Origin of the sequence: Caballeronia sp. EK (assembly GCF_014384845.1) — a bacterium.
GTDB classification, from domain to species: Bacteria; Pseudomonadota; Gammaproteobacteria; order Burkholderiales; family Burkholderiaceae; genus Caballeronia; species Caballeronia jiangsuensis.
Genome location: NZ_JACSUE010000007.1, coordinates 204,227 through 225,366, shown reverse-complemented (window position 1 = coordinate 225,366; position 21,140 = coordinate 204,227). Strand labels below are relative to the sequence as shown.

20 protein-coding genes are annotated in these 21,140 nt (G+C 63.7%); 10 read left to right on the top strand and 10 right to left on the bottom strand.

Annotation, left to right across the window (positions count from 1 at the left end; genetic code table 11):
* Nucleotides 1-4: 4 nt before the first annotated feature.
* On the bottom strand, nucleotides 5-964 hold the full coding sequence (locus IAG25_RS22485) for an ABC transporter substrate-binding protein (RefSeq protein WP_187606815.1): 960 nt from the start codon (nucleotides 962-964) through the stop codon (nucleotides 5-7).
* A 382-nt stretch (nucleotides 965-1,346) separates the two neighbouring features.
* Here IAG25_RS22485 and IAG25_RS22480 point away from each other — a divergent pair, with 382 nt between their 5' ends.
* From IAG25_RS22480 to IAG25_RS22465, 4 genes are read left to right on the top strand one after another with little or no spacing between them, the layout of a single operon-like run.
* Nucleotides 1,347-1,514: a putative motility protein gene (locus IAG25_RS22480; RefSeq protein WP_187606814.1), complete on the top strand. Its 168-nt coding sequence runs from the start codon at nucleotides 1,347-1,349 to the stop codon at nucleotides 1,512-1,514.
* 3 nt (nucleotides 1,515-1,517) lie between these two features.
* Nucleotides 1,518-1,700 carry a DUF6726 family protein gene (locus IAG25_RS22475; protein WP_187606813.1) on the top strand — a complete coding sequence of 61 codons (183 nt, stop codon included), beginning with the start codon at nucleotides 1,518-1,520 and terminating at the stop codon, nucleotides 1,698-1,700.
* Between the two features lies 1 nt (nucleotide 1,701).
* On the top strand, nucleotides 1,702-2,322 hold the full coding sequence (locus IAG25_RS22470; RefSeq protein ID WP_187606812.1) for a hypothetical protein: 621 nt from the start codon (nucleotides 1,702-1,704) through the stop codon (nucleotides 2,320-2,322).
* A gap of 20 nt (nucleotides 2,323-2,342) precedes the next feature.
* A complete protein-coding gene (locus IAG25_RS22465; protein WP_051626780.1) occupies nucleotides 2,343-3,011 on the top strand; it encodes a flagellar basal body L-ring protein FlgH in 669 nt (222 codons plus the stop codon).
* Nucleotides 3,012-3,015: 4 nt separating this feature from the next.
* Here the strand turns inward: IAG25_RS22465 and IAG25_RS22460 are convergent, their stop codons facing one another.
* Complete coding sequence (locus IAG25_RS22460; RefSeq protein ID WP_187606811.1) at nucleotides 3,016-3,765, bottom strand: response regulator; 750 nt, start codon at nucleotides 3,763-3,765, stop codon at nucleotides 3,016-3,018.
* 241 nt (nucleotides 3,766-4,006) lie between these two features.
* Between IAG25_RS22460 and IAG25_RS22455 the strand changes: the two genes are divergently transcribed.
* From IAG25_RS22455 to IAG25_RS22445, 3 genes are read left to right on the top strand one after another with little or no spacing between them, the layout of a single operon-like run.
* On the top strand, nucleotides 4,007-4,735 hold the full coding sequence (locus IAG25_RS22455) for a response regulator (protein WP_187606810.1): 729 nt from the start codon (nucleotides 4,007-4,009) through the stop codon (nucleotides 4,733-4,735).
* Between the two features lie 5 nt (nucleotides 4,736-4,740).
* Nucleotides 4,741-6,048, top strand: coding sequence for an ATP-binding protein (locus tag IAG25_RS22450; RefSeq protein WP_187606809.1), 1,308 nt, complete (start codon nucleotides 4,741-4,743; stop codon nucleotides 6,046-6,048).
* On the top strand, nucleotides 6,045-6,938 hold the full coding sequence (locus tag IAG25_RS22445) for a tyrosine-protein phosphatase (protein WP_187606808.1): 894 nt from the start codon (nucleotides 6,045-6,047) through the stop codon (nucleotides 6,936-6,938). The genes IAG25_RS22450 and IAG25_RS22445 overlap by 4 nt, the downstream gene beginning before the upstream one ends.
* A 9-nt stretch (nucleotides 6,939-6,947) precedes the next feature.
* Here the strand turns inward: IAG25_RS22445 and dld are convergent, their stop codons facing one another.
* The 7 genes from dld to IAG25_RS22410 form a co-directional block, all read right to left on the bottom strand.
* Nucleotides 6,948-8,687, bottom strand: a complete 1,740-nt coding sequence (gene dld / locus IAG25_RS22440) for a D-lactate dehydrogenase (RefSeq protein ID WP_187606807.1) — start codon at nucleotides 8,685-8,687, stop codon at nucleotides 6,948-6,950.
* Nucleotides 8,688-8,694: 7 nt separating this feature from the next.
* Entirely contained in the window at nucleotides 8,695-10,023 is a 1,329-nt protein-coding gene (locus IAG25_RS22435; RefSeq protein ID WP_187606806.1) for an MFS transporter, read from the bottom strand.
* Between the two features lie 207 nt (nucleotides 10,024-10,230).
* The gene (gene glcC / locus IAG25_RS22430) at nucleotides 10,231-10,998 is read right to left on the bottom strand and encodes a transcriptional regulator GlcC (protein WP_187606805.1); all 768 of its coding nucleotides are present in this window, start codon (nucleotides 10,996-10,998) and stop codon (nucleotides 10,231-10,233) included.
* Between the two features lie 237 nt (nucleotides 10,999-11,235).
* Complete coding sequence (locus IAG25_RS22425) at nucleotides 11,236-11,766, bottom strand: hypothetical protein (protein ID WP_187606804.1); 531 nt, start codon at nucleotides 11,764-11,766, stop codon at nucleotides 11,236-11,238.
* A 28-nt stretch (nucleotides 11,767-11,794) separates the two neighbouring features.
* Nucleotides 11,795-12,250, bottom strand: a complete 456-nt coding sequence (locus IAG25_RS22420; protein ID WP_255503855.1) for a hypothetical protein — start codon at nucleotides 12,248-12,250, stop codon at nucleotides 11,795-11,797.
* 173 nt (nucleotides 12,251-12,423) lie between these two features.
* Nucleotides 12,424-13,494, bottom strand: coding sequence for a lipopolysaccharide biosynthesis protein (locus tag IAG25_RS22415; RefSeq protein ID WP_187606803.1), 1,071 nt, complete (start codon nucleotides 13,492-13,494; stop codon nucleotides 12,424-12,426).
* Between the two features lie 487 nt (nucleotides 13,495-13,981).
* Complete coding sequence (locus IAG25_RS22410) at nucleotides 13,982-14,857, bottom strand: LysR family transcriptional regulator (protein ID WP_187606802.1); 876 nt, start codon at nucleotides 14,855-14,857, stop codon at nucleotides 13,982-13,984.
* A gap of 140 nt (nucleotides 14,858-14,997) precedes the next feature.
* On the opposite strand from IAG25_RS22410, the gene IAG25_RS22405 reads away from it, so the two are divergent.
* From IAG25_RS22405 to IAG25_RS22395, 3 genes are read left to right on the top strand one after another with little or no spacing between them, the layout of a single operon-like run.
* The gene (locus IAG25_RS22405) at nucleotides 14,998-16,752 is read left to right on the top strand and encodes an acyl-CoA dehydrogenase family protein (RefSeq protein ID WP_187606801.1); all 1,755 of its coding nucleotides are present in this window, start codon (nucleotides 14,998-15,000) and stop codon (nucleotides 16,750-16,752) included.
* Nucleotides 16,749-17,942 (top strand): CaiB/BaiF CoA transferase family protein, encoded by a 1,194-nt coding sequence (locus IAG25_RS22400; protein ID WP_187606800.1) that lies wholly within the window; start codon nucleotides 16,749-16,751, stop codon nucleotides 17,940-17,942. The genes IAG25_RS22405 and IAG25_RS22400 overlap by 4 nt, the downstream gene beginning before the upstream one ends.
* A 53-nt stretch (nucleotides 17,943-17,995) precedes the next feature.
* Nucleotides 17,996-19,312 carry an MFS transporter gene (locus tag IAG25_RS22395; protein ID WP_187606799.1) on the top strand — a complete coding sequence of 439 codons (1,317 nt, stop codon included), beginning with the start codon at nucleotides 17,996-17,998 and terminating at the stop codon, nucleotides 19,310-19,312.
* A gap of 12 nt (nucleotides 19,313-19,324) precedes the next feature.
* Here the strand turns inward: IAG25_RS22395 and IAG25_RS22390 are convergent, their stop codons facing one another.
* Entirely contained in the window at nucleotides 19,325-21,073 is a 1,749-nt protein-coding gene (locus IAG25_RS22390; RefSeq protein WP_255503854.1) for a tannase/feruloyl esterase family alpha/beta hydrolase, read from the bottom strand.
* Between the last annotated feature and the right edge of the window lie 67 nt (nucleotides 21,074-21,140).

Here is a 21,140-nt window from a genome sequence, read left to right as displayed (position 1 = left end):
GAGATCAGTATTTGCGATTGGGGAATTCCTTCGCCGCGACCTCCATCGGGAAGATGCTTTCCTGCGTAACGATGCGCTTGGGCACGGACTTGCCCGCCTTGATGTCCTTCACGACCGACATCAGTTGCGGCCCGAGCAGCGGACTGCATTCGACCGATACGTTGAGCTTGCCCGCCATCATCGCTTCGAACGCGCCTTTCACGCCATCGACGGAAATGATGATGATGTCCTTGCCCGGCTTCATGCCCGCTTCTTCGATAGCCTGGATCGCGCCGATCGCCATGTCGTCGTTGTGCGCGTAGAGCACGTTGATCTTCTTGCCCTCGGCCTTGAGGAACGCTTCCATCACTTCCTTGCCCTTCGCGCGCGTGAAGTCGCCGGTCTGCGAGCGGATGATCTTGAACTTCGGATCGGACTTGATGATTTCCTCGAAGCCTTTCTTGCGATCGATCGCGGGCGCGGAACCCACCGTCCCCTGTAACTCGACGATATTGATCGGCCCCGCATTGCCTTTTTCCTTCTCGACGAGCCAGCGGCCCGCCTTGCGGCCTTCCTCGGTGAAGTCGGAGCCGATGAAGGTCACATAGAGCGTCTCGTCCTTGCTGCTGATCGCGCGGTCGGTGAGCACGACGGGAATCTTCGCGTTCTTCGCTTCAACGAGCACGGTTTCCCAGCCGGTTTCGACGACGGGCGAGAACGCGATCACATCGACCTTCTGCGCGATATACGAGCGAATCGCCTTGATCTGGTTTTCCTGCTTCTGCTGGGCGTCGGAGAATTTCAGGTCGATGCCGGCTTCTTTCGCGCTCGACTTGATCGACTCGGTATTCGCGGTGCGCCATTCGCTTTCGGCGCCGACCTGCGCGAAGCCGAGCACGATGGGTTTCTGTGCGAAGGCGGGAAGCGGGAGCATTGCGCTCAGGGGCGCGGCGGCCATCGCGACTAACACGGTGCGGCGTTTCATGTCAGTGGTTCCTCCATCCGTTGGCTATTTATCGATCTTGTTCGAATGATTCTGGAATAACCTTTTAATTCGTTGTTCTATTTATCTCCTCGCCATTCCGGTATTTGGGTTTTTCAACTGTCGATGCAACGGCGCCGAGATAGATTGACTATATGAAGCTATTCGCCCACTTTTAATTCACGTTAACCCGCTTTTTGCGCTTAACAGTCATACCATCTCGCCGCCTTCGCCGCGTTGCAGCAATAACTGGTAACAGCGGCGTAACGGCTCGTAAGCTCTCGCGAAAAGCGTGTTTTCCTCGTGCGATCGCCGTATCGCGCGCTCACGGAAGATTGCCGCGTTGCAATCCGCAACGGTCTTCCAAACTGAAGGAGCGCGCAGCATGAACGTCACCAGCCCGAGCACCCAACACACGACGCAAGCGTTGTCGCACACGCTGCCCATCAAGCGCGGCACCGAAACACCGACGGTGGAAACCGGCACGCCGAACGCGAAGACGACGCCAAGCAATCCGGCGCATCTCGGCAATCACATCGACACGACCGCGTGAATCATGGCGACGTCCTTTCGTCTCGTACTCGTGTGCGCCGCGCTCGCGGCGTGCCCGATCGTGCTCGATGGCTGCGCGCTCGCCGCGTTGCCGTGCCGCGTGACATCGGCCGCGCTGAAGATCGTGCCGGTCGTGGGTCACGCCGCGTCCACGCCCTTCGATGCCTGCGCCACCGCCATCGACTGACATGAAGCGAACGTTCCTTGGTTGTGCCTTTCTCGTTTGCATGGCGATGCCTGCGTTCGCGGCGGCGCAAAAGCCTTTCGACTTCCGCGGCCTGCGGCTCGGCATCTCGCTCGATGCGTTCCGCCACGAGGAGCCCGCGCGCGCGACGCCGCCCGGCAGCGTCGCCGTGTGCGACACGGATCTCGAAGCGGCTTCGCTCGGCATGGTGCTGCGCGACGCGCACAGCCTGTCGATCGCGTGCAAGTGGGCGCATCGCACGCAAAACGGATGGAGCGAATCGCTGGCGGTCGTCGATGGCGCGCCCGCGCGCGATCACGTGCTGCGCTTCATGGCGATGCCGGGCGATGCGTCGCCGCGGCTCTATCGCATGTCGTTCGTGATCGACGCGCGTGTCGCCGATGACTTCGCGCAGGCGCTGTCGTCGAAGTTCGGCACGAGCCGCGTCGAGCGCGCGAATGGCTACCAGACGCGAACGTGGGAGAACGCGGCGAGCTCGATCACGCTGGAAGCGAACGGGGCGGCGGCGTCGGCGCGCGTGATCTATCGCCTGAAGGCCTACGAAGCGTGGCTGCGCGATACGACCGACCGATGGCGTCTTGCCGCGGTGCACGACACGCCCTGAATCAACGGAGAGGATTGTTCATGAAACTGGCGTCATTGCCATGCGCGGCGTTCGTGCTCGCGCTCGCCGCGTGCTCGTCGTCCGGGTCGCGCTCGATCGTCGAGATGCCGACTTATGCGCCGGCCGTCGCGCAGCCGGTCAACGTCAACACGTTGGGCGCGATCTATCAGGCGGGCAGCTCGGTCTCGCTCTACGAGACTTCGCGCGCGCAGAAGGTCGGCGACGTGCTGACGATCCGGCTCGCGGAGTCGTACCAGGGCAGCAATTCCGCCGATGCCAGCGCGAGCCGCGCGAGCAGCATCAGCGCCGAGGCCGCCGACAAGTCGAGCGGGGCGGCGGCGCGGCTCGCGCGGCTCTTCAACGTCGGCTCGGCGGATACGTCGTTCAAGGGTAACGGGAGCACGAGCAATCTTTCCGCGATGAGCGGCACGCTGGCGGTGTCGGTCATCGGCACCTTGCCGGGCGGTAATCTCGTGGTCGCGGGCGACAAGATCATCGCGATGAGCGGCAATCAGGACCGGTTGCGCTTCTCGGGCATCGTCAATCCGAAGGATATCGAGGCGGGGAATTATGTGGCGTCGAACAAGGTGGCCAACGCGCGTATCGAACAGGCGGGGGTGGGGATGCTTGCCGATTCGACGACGATGGGGTGGTTGCAGCGGCTGTTTATGAGTGTGCTGACCTTCTGAGATCCTACACACCCATATCCGCCGCAATCCGCCCCGCCGCTGTCGGATCCCCATGCGGCACAAAAATATACCCCTGCCCCCAAACCGTCTGCACATAACGCGGCTCCGACGGATCGACTTCAAGCAGCCGCCGCAGTCGCCATATCGCCACATCGAGACTGCGATCGCGATGCGCGCCGTTCCCGCGCATCTTTTCGTTCAGCTCCGTGCGCGTGAGCACGATCATCGCGTTCTTGACGAGCGTCTTGAGCAGCGCGAACTCGCCCGAGCGCAGCGTGATGCGCTCGCCGTCGCGGCGCAACTCGCGCGCGCCGAAGTCCATTTCGAAGGGGCCAAAATGATAAGGCGGCCGAATCTCCGGCGCGCTGGCCGTGGCCGGTGAAGCGCTCTCGAAGCGCCTCAAAATCGAGCGGATGCGCGCGAGCAGTTCGCGCGGATCGAAGGGTTTGCCGAGGTAATCATCCGCGCCGAGTTCCAGCCCGATGACGCGATCGAGCACGTCCGAGCGCGCGGTCAAGAGGATCACGGGGATATCGTCGCGCGCATTGCGCAATTCGCGCAGCGCGCTGATGCCGTCCTTGCCGGGCATCATCACGTCGAGCACGATCATCGAGGGACGCTCGGCCTGCACGCGGCGTTTGAGGTCCGTGCCGTCGCTTAGAACGGAGACATCGAAGCCGTGCTGCTGCAGATAGTCGCGAACGTGATCGCGCACGACGGGGTCGTCGTCGACCATCAGTACATGTGGTGTCATTCGCGGATTCTAAGCGCAAGGCCAGCGCCGTCGCGATGGCCGCGAACTTTCCATTTCTTTCCGTTACGGCGTGTTTCAACGGCGATGCGCGGCCCGGTCTCCGGCGTGCGCGGGTCCACGGGAATTAGCACGCACGTGCTCCGCGCGTTCATCGCGTCCGGGATGGCTTCCGTAAACATCCGTAATGTCGCGCCGCGCGCACGACGCGCGATTACGGATTAAGGCCGAATAAAATTTTGAGATGTCTACATCGGTTCTCATCGTCGACGACGACCCCGCGGTGCGCGATCTGCTGCGCCGCTTCTTCAACACGCAAGGCATCGACGTCTCCGTGCTGCACGACGGCGGCGGGCTGCGCCGGCGGCTGGAACTCGAACGTCCGTCCATCGTGGTGCTCGACATCATGATGCCGGACATCGACGGCCTGCGCGCGCTGCGCGATCTGCGCGCTGCGGGCGAGGACATTCCGGTGATCTTCGTGACCGGTTGCGATAGCGTGCCGCAAAAGATCGCCGGGCTGCAGTCGGGCGCGGACGACTACCTCGCCAAGCCGTTCGATCCGCGTGAGTTGCTCGCGCGCATCGAGGCTGTGCTCAGACGCCGCGCGAGCGCACCGAGCCGTCCCGAGCCCGCGCCGCGCGAACGCTTCGGGCGCTTCGAAGTGGATTTCGTGACGCGCTCGCTGTCGAGCGGCGGGGAACGCATCGCGCTGCGCGACAGCGAGTTCGCGCTGCTCAAGGTGTTCATCAAGCATCCGTACAAGGTGCTGTCGCGCGTGCTGATTCACGATCTCGTCCATCGCGACGATCTGCCTTTTCGCGATCGCGGCCTCGACGTGCCGATCTGGCGCCTGCGCCGCCTCATCGAAGACGATCCGTCGCATCCGCGTCATGTGCAGACCGTGCGCGGGCAGGGCTACGTTTTCGTTCCCGACACGGACGCTCCGGCTTTCGACTGGACCGGGGCGTAACCACGATGCGTTCCGGTTTCTGGCAGTCCGCGCGCAGGCCGCGCGGTTTCATCGACACGCTGTTCGGCCGCATGGCGATCGTGTCGATCTGCGTGCTGCTCGCGCTTCAGGGCGGATGGTTCGCGATTCTCCACGTGCAAGGGCCGCACAAGGAAGCCGATGGTTACGCGCGCGCGTTGCTCATCGTGCTCGAAGCCGCGCATAACGATGTCGCGCTCGGCGGGCGGCTCATGCGCGAAACGCGCGTGCATATCGTGCCGGTGTGGAACATGCCCGAGCCGCTCACGCTGCGCGATCCCGCGAAGACGCGCCATGCGCACCTCGCGCGCCAGCTCGCCGACCGCTTGCCGGAAGGCTCGCAGATCGCCATCGATATCGACGGCCACAACAAGTCGCGGCTCTGGGTGCGTTATCCGCAGAGCAACGTGTGGATCGTCGCGCCGATCGACCTGCCGCCGCCCGCGCCGTTCATCACCGAGGGCATCGTGCTGCTCGCGGGCGCGCTCGTGCTCTCGCTCATCGCGACATGGCAGTTGCAGCGTCCGCTCGCACGCGTCGCGCAGGCGGCGCGACGCTTCGGCGGCGGCGAGCGGCCGGTGCCCGTCGAGGAAAACGGTCCGCGCGAATTGCGCGAACTGATCGGCGCATTCAATCAGATGATGAAGAAACTCACCGACGCCGACGACGATCGCGCCGTGATGCTCGCTGGCATCGCACACGATCTGAAGGCGCCGCTCACGCGCCTGTCGCTGCGCGCGAGCGTGCTCGCGAAGGACGAGCGCGAGCGCGCCCATTTCCTGCGCGATATCGATTCGATGACGCGCATCGTGCAGCAGTTTCTCGAATTCGCGGGGCGCTCGTCTTCGGACAACACGAAGACCGGTGTCGATGCGTTCATCGCGGAGCAGTTCGCATCGCCCGAAGATGGCGACGAGCCCTTGTTCGCGCTGTCGCTCGAAGCCGGCGATACGTTCAGACTGCCGCGGACTTTCATCGATCGCCTGATGACGAATCTCGTCGACAACGCGCTCGAGCACGGCGAGCCGCCTGTGGAGATCCGCACGGCGCGTCAGGGCGATGACTGGCTGATCGAAGTGCGCGACCACGGACCCGGCATTCCCGATGAACGCCTCGACGACGTATTGCGGCCCTTCGTGCGGCTCGATCCCGCGCGCAGCGGCAACGGCCATTGCGGACTCGGGCTCACCATCGTTGAACGCCTTGCGCGTGAAGAGCGCGGCCGCTGCGAAATCGGCAATGCCGAAGGCGGCGGGCTGATCGTGCGCATCGTCATTCCCTGCGAAGAAACATGAAGCCCGCTTCGTCCATGCGTTCGACGCTTTTGTCGCGTCGTGCTTTCATCCGGGGCGGCGCACGCGTGGCGCTGCTTTCGAGCACGTTCGGCGCGAGCGCGCTGCTGTCGGCATGCGGCGGCTCGGGCGACGATCAGAGCGTCACCGAAACGCCGAAGCTGTCCACCGTCGAAAACTTCCGCGATGTCGCGGGGACGGGCGATGGCTATCCGACCGTCGATGGCGCGCGCTTGCGGCGGGGCGTGTTCTATCGCTCGGGCGCGCTCACGCCCGACGATGCCGACGCGGCAGCCCTCGCGCGTTTGTCGCTGAGCGCGGTGCATGATCTTCGTGTGGTGGGAGAGGCGTCGCTTGCACCGGATCGCGTGCCGTCGGGCGCGGTGCGTGAGACGCATGAGATCGCGCCGATCGACGCCGCCGCCGCGGCACCGGCCGACGCCGCGGCCGCGAGCGCATGGATCGTCGAGCGCCAGCGGCAACTCGTCACGGACCCGGTCGCGCGTTTGCAGTTCGGCCTTCTGCTGACGCGACTCGCGCGCGTGTCGGGCCCGCAGGTGATTCATGGCACGGCGGGCAAGGATCGCACCGGCTGGGCGGCGGCGCTTCTGCTCTCCATCGCGGATGTGCCGCTCGACGTGATCATCCAGGACTATCTGCTGACGAACACCGTGGCGCAGACGCAGATCGATGCACGCATGACCGCGCATGCGACGCGGCTCGGAACCGATACGCAGACGGTCGCGCCGCTGTATCAGGCGCAAAGCGCGACCATCGAAGCGGCGTTCGACGAGATGCATCGCGAATACGGGACGTTGAGCCGCTATCTCGCGCAGGGCTTGTCGATGACCAGCGCGGATGTGGCGATGTTGCGGGCGAAGTTGATCGCGTAGACAACGCGTTCAGGCTTGTGCCGCATGCTCCCGGTACGCCGCGAATTTCGATGTCTTCCCGATTCCGGGATTGAAGCAATTGCACGGATCGAGTTGCTTGTAAAAACCGGCAAGCTGCGGCTTCGCCGCGTACAGATGCCCAACGTTGTGCTCGGCCGGATACTCGGCGCCGCGTTCATCGAGCAGTTCGAGCATCTCGTGCTCCAGCGCCATGCAGTCGTTGCCCTTGGCGACGATGTAGTCCTGATGGAACACGTGACACAGAAAGTGCCCGTAATACAGCTTCAATACGATCGGGCGCTCGATCTTTTCCGGCAGCCGCTCGAACCAGTCGCGGTCGTTGCGCCGTAACGCGATATCGAGCGCGACGATATCCTCGACCTCGCGATGATGCACCGCGCGATAGCGCACCGCCGCGCTCGCCGCCGCGAAGCGATGCAGAAAGGCTTTGCGGCCTTCTTCATCGGTGCATTCGAAAAACGCGCCGCCGCCGTCCGCGAAACGTTGCGCCAGAAACGCGCGTGCTTCCTCGATGCCCGCCGCCGGCACCTTCAGCATCAGATGATGCTCATACTGTTCGCGATATCTCGTCAGACGCGCGGGCAGATGATCCGGCAGACGTTCGCTCAGCCATTGCAGCACGCGATCACTCATATGCTTCGGCATGAAGCCGAGGCGCTCGAACCACGCATCGCAACGCGTCTTCAGATTGAAGAACAGGGGCAATCGATCCGTGCCGAACTTGTCGATGATGACGAAGAGGTCCTTGCCGTATTGCTTCGCGACATCGAACGCATCGCGATGCAGATACTCGCCCGCGATCGGCAGATGCGTGAAGTTCGCGAGCGCGTGGCGTCGAATGTCGGTCAGCACGTTCGTGTCGTTCGTGCCGATGTAGAACACCTTCGCGCCTCGCTCGGCGGCGAACGTGTCGAGACGCACCGCGAACGTCATCACCTTGCCCGCCGAGCCGGATGCTTCGAACAGACGCCGCGGATCGGCGTTGAAGCGCGCGGGCGTGGCAGCGTCGATATCGCGGACATGTGTCGCGTATTCGTGATCCGAGGCGGCCGCGCCTTCGCGAACATCGGCATCGGTGAACGTGCCGTTTTCGATGCGCGCGAGAATCTCGTCGGGCGTGCTGCCGAGCTCGATGCCCAGATGATTCACGAGGCGCAGCACGCCCGATGCATCGACGGCGGCGAACACCGCCATCTCCGTATAAGCCGGCCCGCGATGCACGAGCGAGCCGCCCGAGTTGTTGCTGATGCCGCCCAGCACCGATGCGCCGATGCACGACGAGCCGATCACCGAATGCGGTTCCCGTCCGAGCGGCTTAAGCGCGCGTTCGAGTTGATCGAGCGTCGTGCCGCCGATGCAGACCACTTGACTCCCGCCCTTGATCAGATGCACGCGCTTGATGCGCGTCGTGCTGACGATGACGATGTCGCGATCGTAGCTATCGCCATCGGGTGTCGAGCCGCCCGTCAGACCGGTGTTCGATGCCTGCGTGATGACGATCGCGCGCGCGGCGACGCATGCGGCGAGCACGCGCCATTGCTCGACGAGCGTGCCGGGCCGCACGACCGCCAGCACGCGGCCGCTGCCGAAGCGATAGCCGGTGCGATAGCGGCGCGTTTCGCCATCGCCGGTGAGCACGTTGTGCGTGCCGACGATATCGCCGAGCGATGCGAGCAGGCTCGTGCGTGACGCGCCGACCGAACGGGCGGAAGGGGCGGTGACGGACATGATGGCCTCACGCGCGGCGCGGTGCCGAAGACGACGACTCCGCCGACGAACCCGCCGTCGCGCGCTGCGTGAGCGTCAGCACCGCGCCGACGACGAGCGCACCCGCGACCACGACGAGCCCTGCGTTCGTGCTGTGCGTGACATCCTTCATCCAGCCGATGATCGACGGACTCACGAAGCCGGCGAGATTGCCGATCGAGTTGATCATCGCGATGCCGGCTGCCGCGGCGGTGCCGGTCAGCACGCTGCTCGGATAGGTCCAGAAGACCGGCATCATCGACAGCACGCCGGCCGTGCCGACCGACAGCGTGACCAGCGCGAGCGTGAGGTTGCCCGTGTGAAGCGTGCTTGCATAGAAGCCCGCCGCGGCCGCGATACCCGCCAGCGCGAGATGCCAGCGGCGTTCGTTGCGGCGGTCGGAAGAGCGCGCGACGAGAATCATCGACACCATCGCGACCGCGTACGGAATCGCGGTGAAGAGGCCGACGTCGAGCGCATCTTTCACGCCCGCCGTCTTGATGAGCGTCGGCAGATAGAAGCTCACGCCGTAGAGGCCCATCATGCAGCAGAAGTAGATCGCGGCGAGCCGCCACACACGGCCGTTCGACACGACGCTCCTCAGCGAATGATCGGCGCCGGCGGGTTCATCGCGTGCGATGTTGTCTTCGAGAAGCTGCTTCTCCTGCGCGTTGAGCCACGACGCGGCGCGGATGCCGTTCGGCAGCATGAACAAGGTCAGGATGCCGAGCACGAGCGACGGAACCGCTTCGAGCAGGAAAAGCCATTGCCAGTTCGACAGGCCGTGAACGCCGTTGAACGCCTGCATGATCCAGCCCGACAGCGGACCGCCGACCACGCCAGCCACCGGAATGCCGATCATGAAGAGCGCGTTCATGCGGCCGCGCCGCTTTCCCGGATACCAGTAGGTCAGATACAGCACGATGCCGGGAAAGAACCCGGCTTCGGCGACGCCGAGCAGAAAGCGCAGCGTGTAGAACATCGCGGGCGTCTTCACGAAGAGCGACGCTGCGGATACCAGCGCCCACGTCACCATGATGCGGCTGATCCACACGCGCGCTCCCACGCGATGCAGCAGGATGTTGCTCGGCACCTCGAACAGGAAATAGCCGATGAAGAAAATACCCGCGCCCAGCCCGTACACGGACTCGCTGAACTTCAGGTCGTTGAGCATCTGCAGCTTCGCGAATCCGACGTTGACGCGGTCCAGATAGGCCGCGACGTAGCAGATGAAAAGGAAGGGCAGCAGACGCAAGGTCACTTTCGCGTACGTCGCGTTTTCGAACTCGGTCGTGGCTGTCGGGCTGGTTGGGTTCATCGTGAGAGTCTCCTGAATCGTGCGGCTTGGTGCCGCTAATGGCTTTGCTGCAGCGCATTGTTCCGCGCCGGCAAGAGACTGTCGAGATGCCGAACCACTGGTCCTACCACTTCTTTTTCGCGTGCCAGACGTGCTTTTCCGCGTGAATCAATGGGGACGAGGGCGCGCGGGCTTTCGCACGCTTGTGCGCCTGAGCGCGGCGCGGGATCACGTCCAGCCCTTGAGCCGCAAGGTCGCGCGCACCAGGCGCTGCTCTTCGGCCTCGATTTCCCGCATGCAGGCGGTCGTCGTCGTGATATGCGTGCTCGCGGCCTTGCGCGCCTGCTCCGGCTGTTTGGCGAGCACGGCCTTGTAGAGACGGGCGTGCTGTTTGTCGATGACGCGCTTTTGCGCCTCGCGATGGTAGAGGTTGTTGACCGAAGCGAAGACCGAACTCAGCAGCAGATCCGTGAGCGAGCTCAGCGTGTGCACCAGCACGGGATTGTGCGACGCCTCGCAGATCGAGAGATGGAAGTTATAGTCGAGCCGCGCGCGGGCCGATTCGCCCACGTCGCTCTCGTTCGCGGCGAGCATCTCTTCGTATCGGCGGGTGATGAGCGCGAAATCGGCCTGCGTGCCGCGCAGCGCCGCCAGCCGCGCCGATTCGGCCTCGAGCATTTCGCGCACTTCGAAGATGTCGTACAGGGTGCGCGGCTGCGAGCCGAGCAGATGCATCATCGGTGTGAGCGCGGGCTGCGTCGTCAGCGCGGCGACGAACGAGCCGCGTCCATGCGAAGTCTCGATGATGCCGCGCGTGCGCAGCACCTTTAATCCTTCCCGCACCGCCGATCGCGACGCGCCCAGCTTCGCGGTCAGCCGTCGCTCGGAAGGCAGCGCCTGACCGGGTTTCAGCACGCCGTCGACGATGAGCGCTTCGATACGTCCGGCGACGACATCCGCGATCTGTAACGCCTCTTCCTGGTTGTCTTCGAGCATGCTTCGCCTCACTGGTCCGACCACTTGCAAAAGAATCTTCGCTCAGGGCGATGCTAGCATTCCTGAAGTCGGCGTGAGTGCTCGGCCATTCGAAGTAATCGGACCAAAAAAAGACGGCTCGCCAGAAAACAAATGGCGAGCCGCAAGAGGGATCGGTCAACAACTACAGCGTGGGCAGATTAGCATTGCTTCGACGCGCGAAATCGCATCGGAAAGATGCCGTAAGGAAAGCGCGCCTTACTGTGTGCGGGAGACCACCATCCGGTCCACCAGCGCATCCAGCTTCTGCCGCGCGCTCGCGAAACGGTCGATGTTCAGACCATTCGTGTCATAACGCGCGGTCACGAGAATCTGCCCATGCCGCACGAGCGTCAGATCGATCGCCGACAGATACGACACCGGCTCGCTCGAAAACGCGCGCCGGTCCCAACTGGTCGTTGCGCCGTAGACGAGCATCGCCTCGCAACCGGGCGGCGACGTGCCGGGGTTGTAGACCACTGAATTCACGCCGCGCCGGCGCAATGCGACTTGCAGCACGGGCACGAAATCGCCCGTCGCCACGCTCTGATTCAATTCGATGCATACGGATTGCAGCGTGGCGGGCGGCCCCGTCACCGAAGTCGGCGAAGAGTAGTTCGACGCAACCGTGAAGCCCGCCTGCACGAGCGAGCCCGCGGCATCGGCGGCGGTGATCAGTGTCCACGTGCAGCCGGAAAGCGCGCACGCGCCGACAGCAAGGAGTGCGCGAGAAACGTGCGTTCTGAGCATGCTCTTGCCGTCGTCCGCGTGCGGATGCTCAGCGGACGATGCGCAGGCGCATCGTGTTCGGCGTTTCTATCGTGGCGGTCATCGTGGTCACGCGCTTGCTGGTCACGTTGCGCAGCGCGAAGTGCTGGCGCGTTGCCGTGTTCACGTCGTGACGCACGTCGGGAAAGCAGGCGGCGATGTCCGCGCCCAGTTCCTGCAGCGGGTCGCCCACGACGCCGTCCGGGCCCCAATGCGCTCGCCAGCGGCAGTCATAGACATGCGCGCTGCCGCGGCATGCGCCCTGGCCGGGCGAAGCGGACGGCATCAGCGGGCGACTCTTGGCGAGCGTATCGAATGAGGGCGCATCGACGATCGTCTGCAGCGCGGAGCAGACGTCGGGGAGATCTTCGGCGGATGCGGAAAGCATCGGCCCAATGAGCGATACGGCGACCAGCGCGCGACGCATCGAGAGGAGACGGAGGTTGCCTGAAGGTTGAGCTTGCATGACTTGGCGTAGTATCGAAGGAAGATGGGCGTGATGTCCACGGCGGACATCACGCATCGAGATCTTCCTGCTATGCGCCGCGATTCGATATGCGGAGCAAAGCGCCAATCGTGCAGGTTATTTCAAGCTATTAATTCGGCGGCAACTTTTTTCTTTTCTTGCCGCCGATCGACTTACATCGGGTGGTTCTGCACGAAAGCCTTGTACGCCCAGTAGGCGGCCTTCTTTGTGACGCCGTCGCCTTCGAGAAGACCGTAGGCGCCTTCGCCGTCGTCATAGAGCTGGAAAGCCTGAATCGACTGGATGTTGTACTTCGACGCGACGCTCGCGAATTGCGCCATCATCAGATTGCCGGTCATGTATGTCGCGATCTGATCGTATGAACCGAAGTCCGGGCGCACCCCGAACTCGTTGATCCAGATCGGCTTGCCCATGTCGTGGAGCATCTGGAGCACGTCATGGCATCCCGTGCCGCCGCAGGCATGCGTGATGTCGCCTTCGTTCGAATACCAGTGCCACGAAGTGACGTCCCAGCTCACGGCCGGATGACCCCAGGTGCCATCCGGCTGCGAGCCGTCCGCGAGCATCTGGAAGAACGCGGTGTGCATCCAGGTACCGCCCAGCACGATCTTCGCCGAGCCGTCGACGGACTTCACGCCCGCGATCAAGCCGCGGATCGCGCCGCGCGCGAGCGTGTAGGACCAGTTGTTGTACTGATACCAGACGGTGCCATCGACATTGCCGATGAGGGCCTTCGCTTCCAGCTCGTTGCCGACCTCGTAGTACTTGTAGTGATAGCTGTTCGCGGTTTGCTGACCGAGTTTGAAGCCCGCGTCGTAGGCGTCGTCCTCGCTGTCGTAGTTGAGGTTCACGAGCATCACGGGATACACCGTGATGCCGCCTTCCTCCAACGTCTTCGCGACGCCGGCGACCATGTTCGCCGATGTCTGGCTGTAGACGTCATTGCGATAGATCGTCGCGCCGAGATCCTGCAACTGCGAGAGCTGCGTCTGCACGCTCGTGAAGTCGTATGCGCCGCCGTTGCTGTTATGGCCGTTCGCGCCGTAGAAGATCGAGCCGCTGCCGCTGGCGGCTTTCGCGGTGGATTTCGGCGATGCGGCGCTCTTGCCGGTCGAGGCGGTGTCGGCGGGGCTGTCGCTGCCGCCGCAAGCGGCAAGCATCACGCTTGCTACGACTGCCGCCGCGATGGACTGGGAAAGGACGGGAAGGGCAGAACTGTTCATATCGATGAGTTTGACCAACCGGGATGCGCACAGCGGTCGCGTGCGTTGCGCATCTGAGGCGATTGGTAAGTATCGTTAGTAATCCGAACGACTGCCCGATGTAATTTGAAGCACGAGGCGCAGACGGTGCGCCAGAACATTCAGGGGCAGTGCAGAGATCGGATAGCGGGACCGCCGCCAGATATCTGGCGCGCGCTCGAAGATGACAGGCTCGATTCGAGCGCTTGGCATCGGTAACATGTGCAACGACTGCATGTCGGGGACGTCAAAATTGCTGACGATGACGCGAAGTACTTTCTACGCGGGACATGCGTTGCCGGTATCAACTCAGCGAGGCAAGATTACTTTGTTCTGATGTGGAAGTAAACCGGACATCAGAAAAAACATCTTGCCTGTAGTGACATTTCGAACAGTCCCTTCTACGTTTTGCCTCTTTGCACGTAACCGTTTCTATGGGGAAGAGAGGCGTGCACGGAGCGTAAAGCCGCTACGACTTCCGCAAAAACGCCACGAAGCTCCGCGTGACGTCCGAATGAGTTTCGGCGCGCGTCAATCGCAGGATCTGCGAAGGAAACGGATTGCGCGTAAGCGGCCTGAAGACGGCGCGTTGCGATTGCGTCTTCGCCAGCGCCTGCGGCACCAGCGCGACGCCCATGCCGAACTCGACCATCGTCACGACGGTCTGCCACAAGCGCGCTTCGTGACGAATGGTGGGACTGAAGCCCGCATCGACACACGTTGCGATGATCTGATCGTGATAGTGCGGAGACACGGCGCGCGGAAAGAGAATGAACGGATCGCGCGATAACTGGCTCAGCTCGATGCGTCTTCGTTTCGCGAGCCGATGATCAACCGGCAGGCAACACAGAAACGCTTCCGACGACCATAGATGGCTTTCGACCTCCGCCGGAAAATGTCCCCAATGCGCGAAACCAAGATCGATGTTCAACTGCTGCAATGCGCGCGCCTGTTCCGCCGTGTTCATCTCCTTCAACACGATTTCGACGGAAGGGTGATCGGCTTCGAAGCGCTGCACGGCTTCGGGCAAGCCGCGATACAGCATCGAATTGACGAAGCCGATGCGCAGGCGCCCCGCGAGTCCGTGCGCCGAACGTGTCGTCACTTGCGCGACTTCCTCGGCCTGCTGCAAGAGGCGCTGCGCTTCACCGAGCAATACGTGGCCCGCGTTGGTCAGCGCCACGGACTTGTTGCTGCGCTCGAGAAGCTTCACACCGAGGTGTTCTTCGAAACGACGGATATCGAAGCTCAATGCCGGCTGCGAAATGAAAAGCCGGCGCGCTGCGCGCCCAAAATGCAGTTCCTCCGCGACCGCGACGAAATAGCGAAGCTGCTTCAGTTCCATCGGCTTTCTCCGGCGCTACGATAAACGGATCTTATCGTACGTGCCAGCAATTGTATTGGACGGTTATCGAAAGCGAACGTAGTCTGGTTTCAAGGATGGCGCAGCGCGGGTTGCGCCGCACAAAAGCCAGGAGACAGTTCATGCAAGACATCCGTCCCGATGCGGGCACGTCCAACATTCCCGACAGCCGCGGCATCAACTTCTTCAACAAGGATCCGTCGTTCGGCGCGCTGCTGAAGAGTTATCTCGGCGAGACGGTGTATCGCGGCATCGAAGAACAACTCGTCGATCTCGGTCAGCGCGCATCCGATGAACTCGACACATGGGCGACCAATGCCGATCATCATCCGCCGGAATTGCGTCAGCGCACGCGGCGGGGCGAAGCGTTGCAGCATATCGACAAGCATCCGGATTACGTCGCGCTCGAACGTGTCGCGTATGCCGAGCTCGGTCTCGCGGCGATGAGTCATCGTGAGAACGCGCCGCCGCCACTCGTCAAATACGCGCTCACGTATCTCTTCGTGCAGGCGGAGTTCGGCCTGTGCTGTCCCGTCAGCATGACTGATTCGCTCACGCGCACCTTGCGCCGCTTCGGCACGAAGGCGTTGATCGAGCGCTATCTTCCGATGCTCGCCTCGCAAGACTTCGACACGCTGTACCAAGGCGCGATGTTCATGACCGAGCAGGCGGCGGGCTCGGATGTCGGACGCATCGCGACACGCGCGACACGCAGCGTCGATGCGCACGGCAATGAAGTGTGGACGCTCACGGGCGACAAATGGTTTTGCTCGAACGCGGACGCCGATCTCGCGATGGTGCTCGCGCGCCCCGACGACGCGCCCGACGGCATCAAGGGCCTCGCTCTTTTTCTTCTGCCGAAGACGCGCGAAGACGGCACGCGCAACGCGTATCGCATCGTGCGGCTGAAGGACAAGCTCGGCAGCCGTTCGATGGCGAGCGGCGAGATCGTGCTGGAAGGCGCGCAGGCGTATCTCATCGGCGAAGTAGGGCGCGGCTTTCATCAGATGGCGGACATGATCAACATGTCGCGGCTTTCGAACGGTGTGCGCGCGGCGGGGCTCATGCGTCGCGCGTTGACCGAGGCGCTGCACGTCGCGCGAAATCGCGAGGCGTTCGGCCGCAAGCTCATCGACATGCCGCTCATGCAGCGCCAATTGCTCAAGCTGATGCTTCCCGCGGAACAGGCGCGCTCGATGTTCATGCAGATCGCGACGCTGCTCGCACGCGCGGATCGCGGCGATGCGCTCGCGGCGAAGTGCGTGCGCATCCTCACGCCGCTCATCAAGTTCCGCGCTTGCCGCGATGCGCGCCGCGTGACGGGCGATGCGATGGAAGTGCGCGGCGGTGTCGGCTATATCGAGGAATGGGCCGATCCGCGTCTCGTGCGCGATGCCCATCTCGGCTCGATCTGGGAAGGCACGAGCAATATCGTTGCTCTCGATGTCGCGCGGGCCGCGCGTCGAGAAGGCGCGCTCGATGCACTCGTGCAGCACGTTGGCGCGATGCTCGACGATTGCGCGTTGCCATCGGCGAGCATCGCGATGTTGCGCGATGTGTTCTCACGCGCATGCAGCGCGCTCGACAGCGTCGCCGAATGCGGCCGCGACGAATCCGTGCGCGAGGCGGCGAGCGCGCTCTATCACGCGACGACCGCCGTGCTCATGGCGGCAGAAGCCGCACGCGTCGCGCCCGATCATCGCAGGCTCGCGCTCGCGCATCTTATCGTGCGTCACAAGCTGATGCCGCGCGATCCGCTCGCGCCGCATGACATGCGCGACGACGCGCCGCTTCTGCGCAAGCTCGTCGATGAAACGCCCGTCACCATCGACGAAGCCATGACGCTTCTGCCGCGACGCGAAGGAGACGCACGATGACCACGGCACGTATTCACGGCGCGCTGCACGGCCTGCGCGTGATCGATCTGAGCCGCGTGCTCGGCGGCCCGTATTGCACGCAGGCACTCGCGGATCACGGCGCCGAAGTTATCAAGCTTGAACCGCCGGGCGGCGATGAAACGCGCGGCTGGGGGCCGCCCTTCGTCGGCGAGACGGCGTCGTACTTCGTCGGCGTGAATCGCAACAAGCAGGGGATTTGCGTCGATCTGTCGTGCGAGGAAGGGCGCGCGGTGCTGTGGCGACTGCTCGACGGTGCGGATGTGCTCGTCGAGAATTTCAAGCCGGGGACGCTCGCGCGCTGGGGCATGGATTACGAGCGCGATATCGCGAAGCGCTATCCGCGCCTCATTCATTGCGCGGTGTCGGGCTTTGGTCCCGATGGCCCGCTCGGCGGCCTGCCGGGATACGACGCCGCGATTCAGGCGATGGCAGGCCTCATGAGCGTGAACGGCGAACGCGATGGTCCGGCGCTGCGGGTCGGTCTGCCGGTCGTCGACATGGTGACGGGTCTCAACGCGCTGGCCGGTATTCTGCTCGCGCTCGCGGAACGCGAAAAGAGCGGACGCGGGCAGTCCCTCGATATCGCGTTGTATGACTGCGCCGTGTCGCTGTTGCATCCGCATCTGCCGAACTACTTCGGCAACGGACGCACGCCGCAGCGCAGCGGCAACGCGCATCCGAACATCGCACCGTACGACAGCTATCGCACGGGCACCGCGCCGATTTTTCTCGCGGTGGGCAACGATCGTCAGTTCGCGAAGCTCTGTGCGCATCTCGACGCGCCCGCGCTCGCCGACGATCCGCGTTTCATCGATAACAAGAGCCGTTGCGCGCATCGCCGCGAGTTGAAGGAAGCGCTCGAAGGATTGCTCGAAACGCATGAATGCGAGCCGCTCGCGGCGGCGCTGATTCGCGGCGGCGTGCCATGTGGCCCGGTGCATACCGTCGATGCCGTCGCGGCGCATCCGCATACGCTGCATCGCGAGTTGATCGTCGAGCTGGGTGCGTATCGCGGCACCGGCACGCCGATCAAGCTGTCGCGCACGCCCGCGACGTATCGCACGCCGCCTCCCGCGCTGGGTGGCGACACGCGCAAGGTGCTCGACACGCTCGGCATCGATGCGGCCACGCAGCAGCGCCTGTTCGAAGCGGGCGTACTGAAGGGCTAGACAACCGAACGGACGAACCGGCACGCAGACCGGTCATCAACAGGAGACGACTCATGCACAGCAATGCACACGGCGGCCCCGCCCGCCAGCCCGGCCGCGCGGCGTTCGCCGCGTTCCTCGGCACGACGATCGAGTGGTACGACTTTTATATCTACGCGACCGCATCGGCGCTCGTGTTCGGCAAGCTATTCTTTCCATCGGGCGATGCGTTCTACAGCACGCTCGCATCGTTCGGCACCTTCGCGGTGGGCTTCTTCGCGCGGCCATTCGGCGGGCTCGTGTTCGGGCATCTCGGGGACCGCGTGGGCCGCAAGAAGGCGCTCGTCGCCACGCTCGCGATCATGGGCGTGGGTACGGTCGGCATCGGCTTCCTGCCGACCTATGCGACCGCCGGCGCGCTCGCACCCGCGCTGCTCGTGTTGCTGCGCGTCGCGCAGGGCATCGCGATCGGCGGCGAGTGGGGCGGCGCAGTGCTGATGGCAGGCGAACATGCGCCGCAAGGCAAGCGGACGTTTCTCGCATCGTTCGCGCAGCTCGGCAGTCCCGCTGGCCTGATTCTCGCGTTGCTCGCGTTTCGCACGGTCGGACATCTGCCGCGCGAGGCGCTGCTCGACTGGGGCTGGCGCGTGCCGTTCATGGCGAGCGCGCTGCTGCTTGTCGTCGGCGTGTTCATTCGTGCGCGCGTCGCGGAGTCGCCGGAGTTCACCGCGTATAGCGAGCGGCAGAAGCCGGCGCGCCTGCCCATCGTCGATGTATTGCGCAACGCGTGGCCCACGGTGCTGCTGTGTCTCGGCGCGAATGTGATCGGCGTGGCGGGCGCGTGGTTCGTGAATACGTTCATGCTCAGCTTCACGACGGAAACGCTCGGCCTCGAACGCGCGCTGATCCTCGATTGTCTCTTCGTCGTCGCGTTCATTCAGCTCTTCACGCAGCTCGCGTCGGGATGGATCGCGCAGCGCGTCGGCGCGAATCGCTTTCTCGCATGGGCCGCGGGGCTGGCGATGCTATCGCCTTATCCGATGTTCGTGCTCGTGTCGACGGGACGGCCTGTTGCGATCGTCATTGGTATCGCGATTGCGGTGATGTGCATGTCGAGTTCGTATGCGGTGATGGCCGGACTCATGACCGACGCGTTCGATGTCGGCGTGCGGTATTCGGCCATCTCGCTCTCGTATCAGTCATGCGCGGCGCTGGCGGGCGGATTGACGCCGCTTATCGGCACTGTGCTCGCGCATGCGTGGCCGGGGCAGTGGTGGCCGCTTGCGTTGTTCTACAGCTCGCTTGCGGCCGTATCGCTCGTGTGTCTGCTTGGATTGCAGCGGCGCAGGGTGCATACGCGCGCCGCCGCAACAATGGCGATGATGGAGTGATTGCGTAGCTGCTTACGGCGCCGCGACCCCCTGCGTCTTCGGGCTATACGACGTATAGAAACTCGCCCCTGCCCACGCGGGCGCAGGATCGTTATACAGCGGCGCGCCCTGAGCCCAGTTCGCTCCGTCATGCCAGTCGCCGTTGCCGTTGAACTTCGCCACGGCCGGATACGGATACACCGGACGCGATGCCGTCACCGCGCTCGTCGTCGCATCGGTCTGATAGGTCATAACGGCATTCGGCGCCGTGCTCTGCTCGACCCAGCCGGTGATCTGCGATACGAGATCGATGTTCGGGAAGCCTTCGCCGCCGCCGCAATGACCCACGCCCGGCACCAGATACAGGCGCGAGAATTCGTTCGCGCTGGCTTCGCCCATCGTGTCCTTCACGGCCTGGTAATAGCGGATCGTGAAGAGCGGCGAGATATGCTGATCGGCCCAGCCGTGCCACAGAATCAGCTTGCCGCCCGCATTCTTGAACGCCGACAGATCCGGGCTCGTCGCATCGTTGAGCGCATGGTTGGTCTGCAGATAGTTCGGATAGAAGCTCGCGTCGGTATAGCCGAAGGTGTCGATGTTCGGCATCGTGGGCGATCCCGTGAAGATCAGGTTATACGCGCCGGTCACGATCATGTAGCTGAAGAGGCTCGTCACGGGCACGGGCGCATCCGTCGAGTTCGATGTCGGCACCTCGACGCCGATCCAGTTCGCTTCCGAGCCATACAGCGGCGAGCCGCCCAGCATGAGCATGTTCGTGTTCGCATCGGTCGGGCCGCTGTAGATCTTCTTCGCCGTCGCGACTTCCGCAGCGCTCAGGCAGTTGCTCGTGCTCGACGCGCTGGCCGCGCATTGAATGGTCGCGGGATCGAAATGACACGTGCGCGGATCGGCGATGAGGCCATCGGCCACGCTCGTCTGACCGCCGCATGCGGCGACGACGGCCTTGTGCAGCACCTGAGCCTTGTCGGCGTAGAGCACGGCCTTGCCGGCGCTCGTGCCCGTCGTGCTGTTCGATTCGACGTTCCAGCCGTGATAGAGCGAGTTCTGGATCTGGAAGTGCGCAGCAGGCGCGCCGGCGACGATGCCGTTGTAGTCCGACGGATAGCGTTGCGCGGCCATGAGCGCCTCGCGGCCGCCATCGGAGCAGCCGACGAAGTACGAGTATTTCTGTTCTTGTCCGTAGTACGCCTTGATCAGCTTCTTCGCGGCGAGCGTCGTGATGTGCTGGCCGCGATACGCGAAGTCGGCCTGTTTCTGCGGATCGGTCGTCCATGCGGAACTCTGTCCCGAGTGGCCCATGTCGGTCGCCGCCGTGACGAAGCCGCCTTGCTGAACGAGCGGACAGGTATAGCTGAAGCTGAACGAGCTTTGCTTGGTCGGATCGCTGAGATTGCCGCACAGGCCGCCGCAGCCCAGCTCGGCGAAACGCTGCGTCCACGAGTCGACCGGCAACGCGACCTCGAACGTGTTCGACGGTGCGAGCGTGCCTTTCACCGTGCAGAAGTTGACGGTCGCGCCGTTCACGGTCGCGGCCGTGACCGTGGCCGAGCTGATGGTGCTGCCGCCGCCGCCGATATCGCTGAGATCGATCGATGCCAGCTTCGAACAATCGACCACGGGCTTAACCACGGCCAACGGTGTTTTCGCGGCGCTGTCGCTGCCCGTGCTGCTGCTGCTACCGCCGCCGCATGCCGCGACTGTGGCGGCCACGATGCACGCGGCCAGCAATGTCAATAGTCGCCTGGGATCCAGAGCTCTCATGGTTATCTCCTTGACTTCCTTTTGAATGGCGCGCGTTCGCATCGCCCGCACGACGATGCGTGCAGGC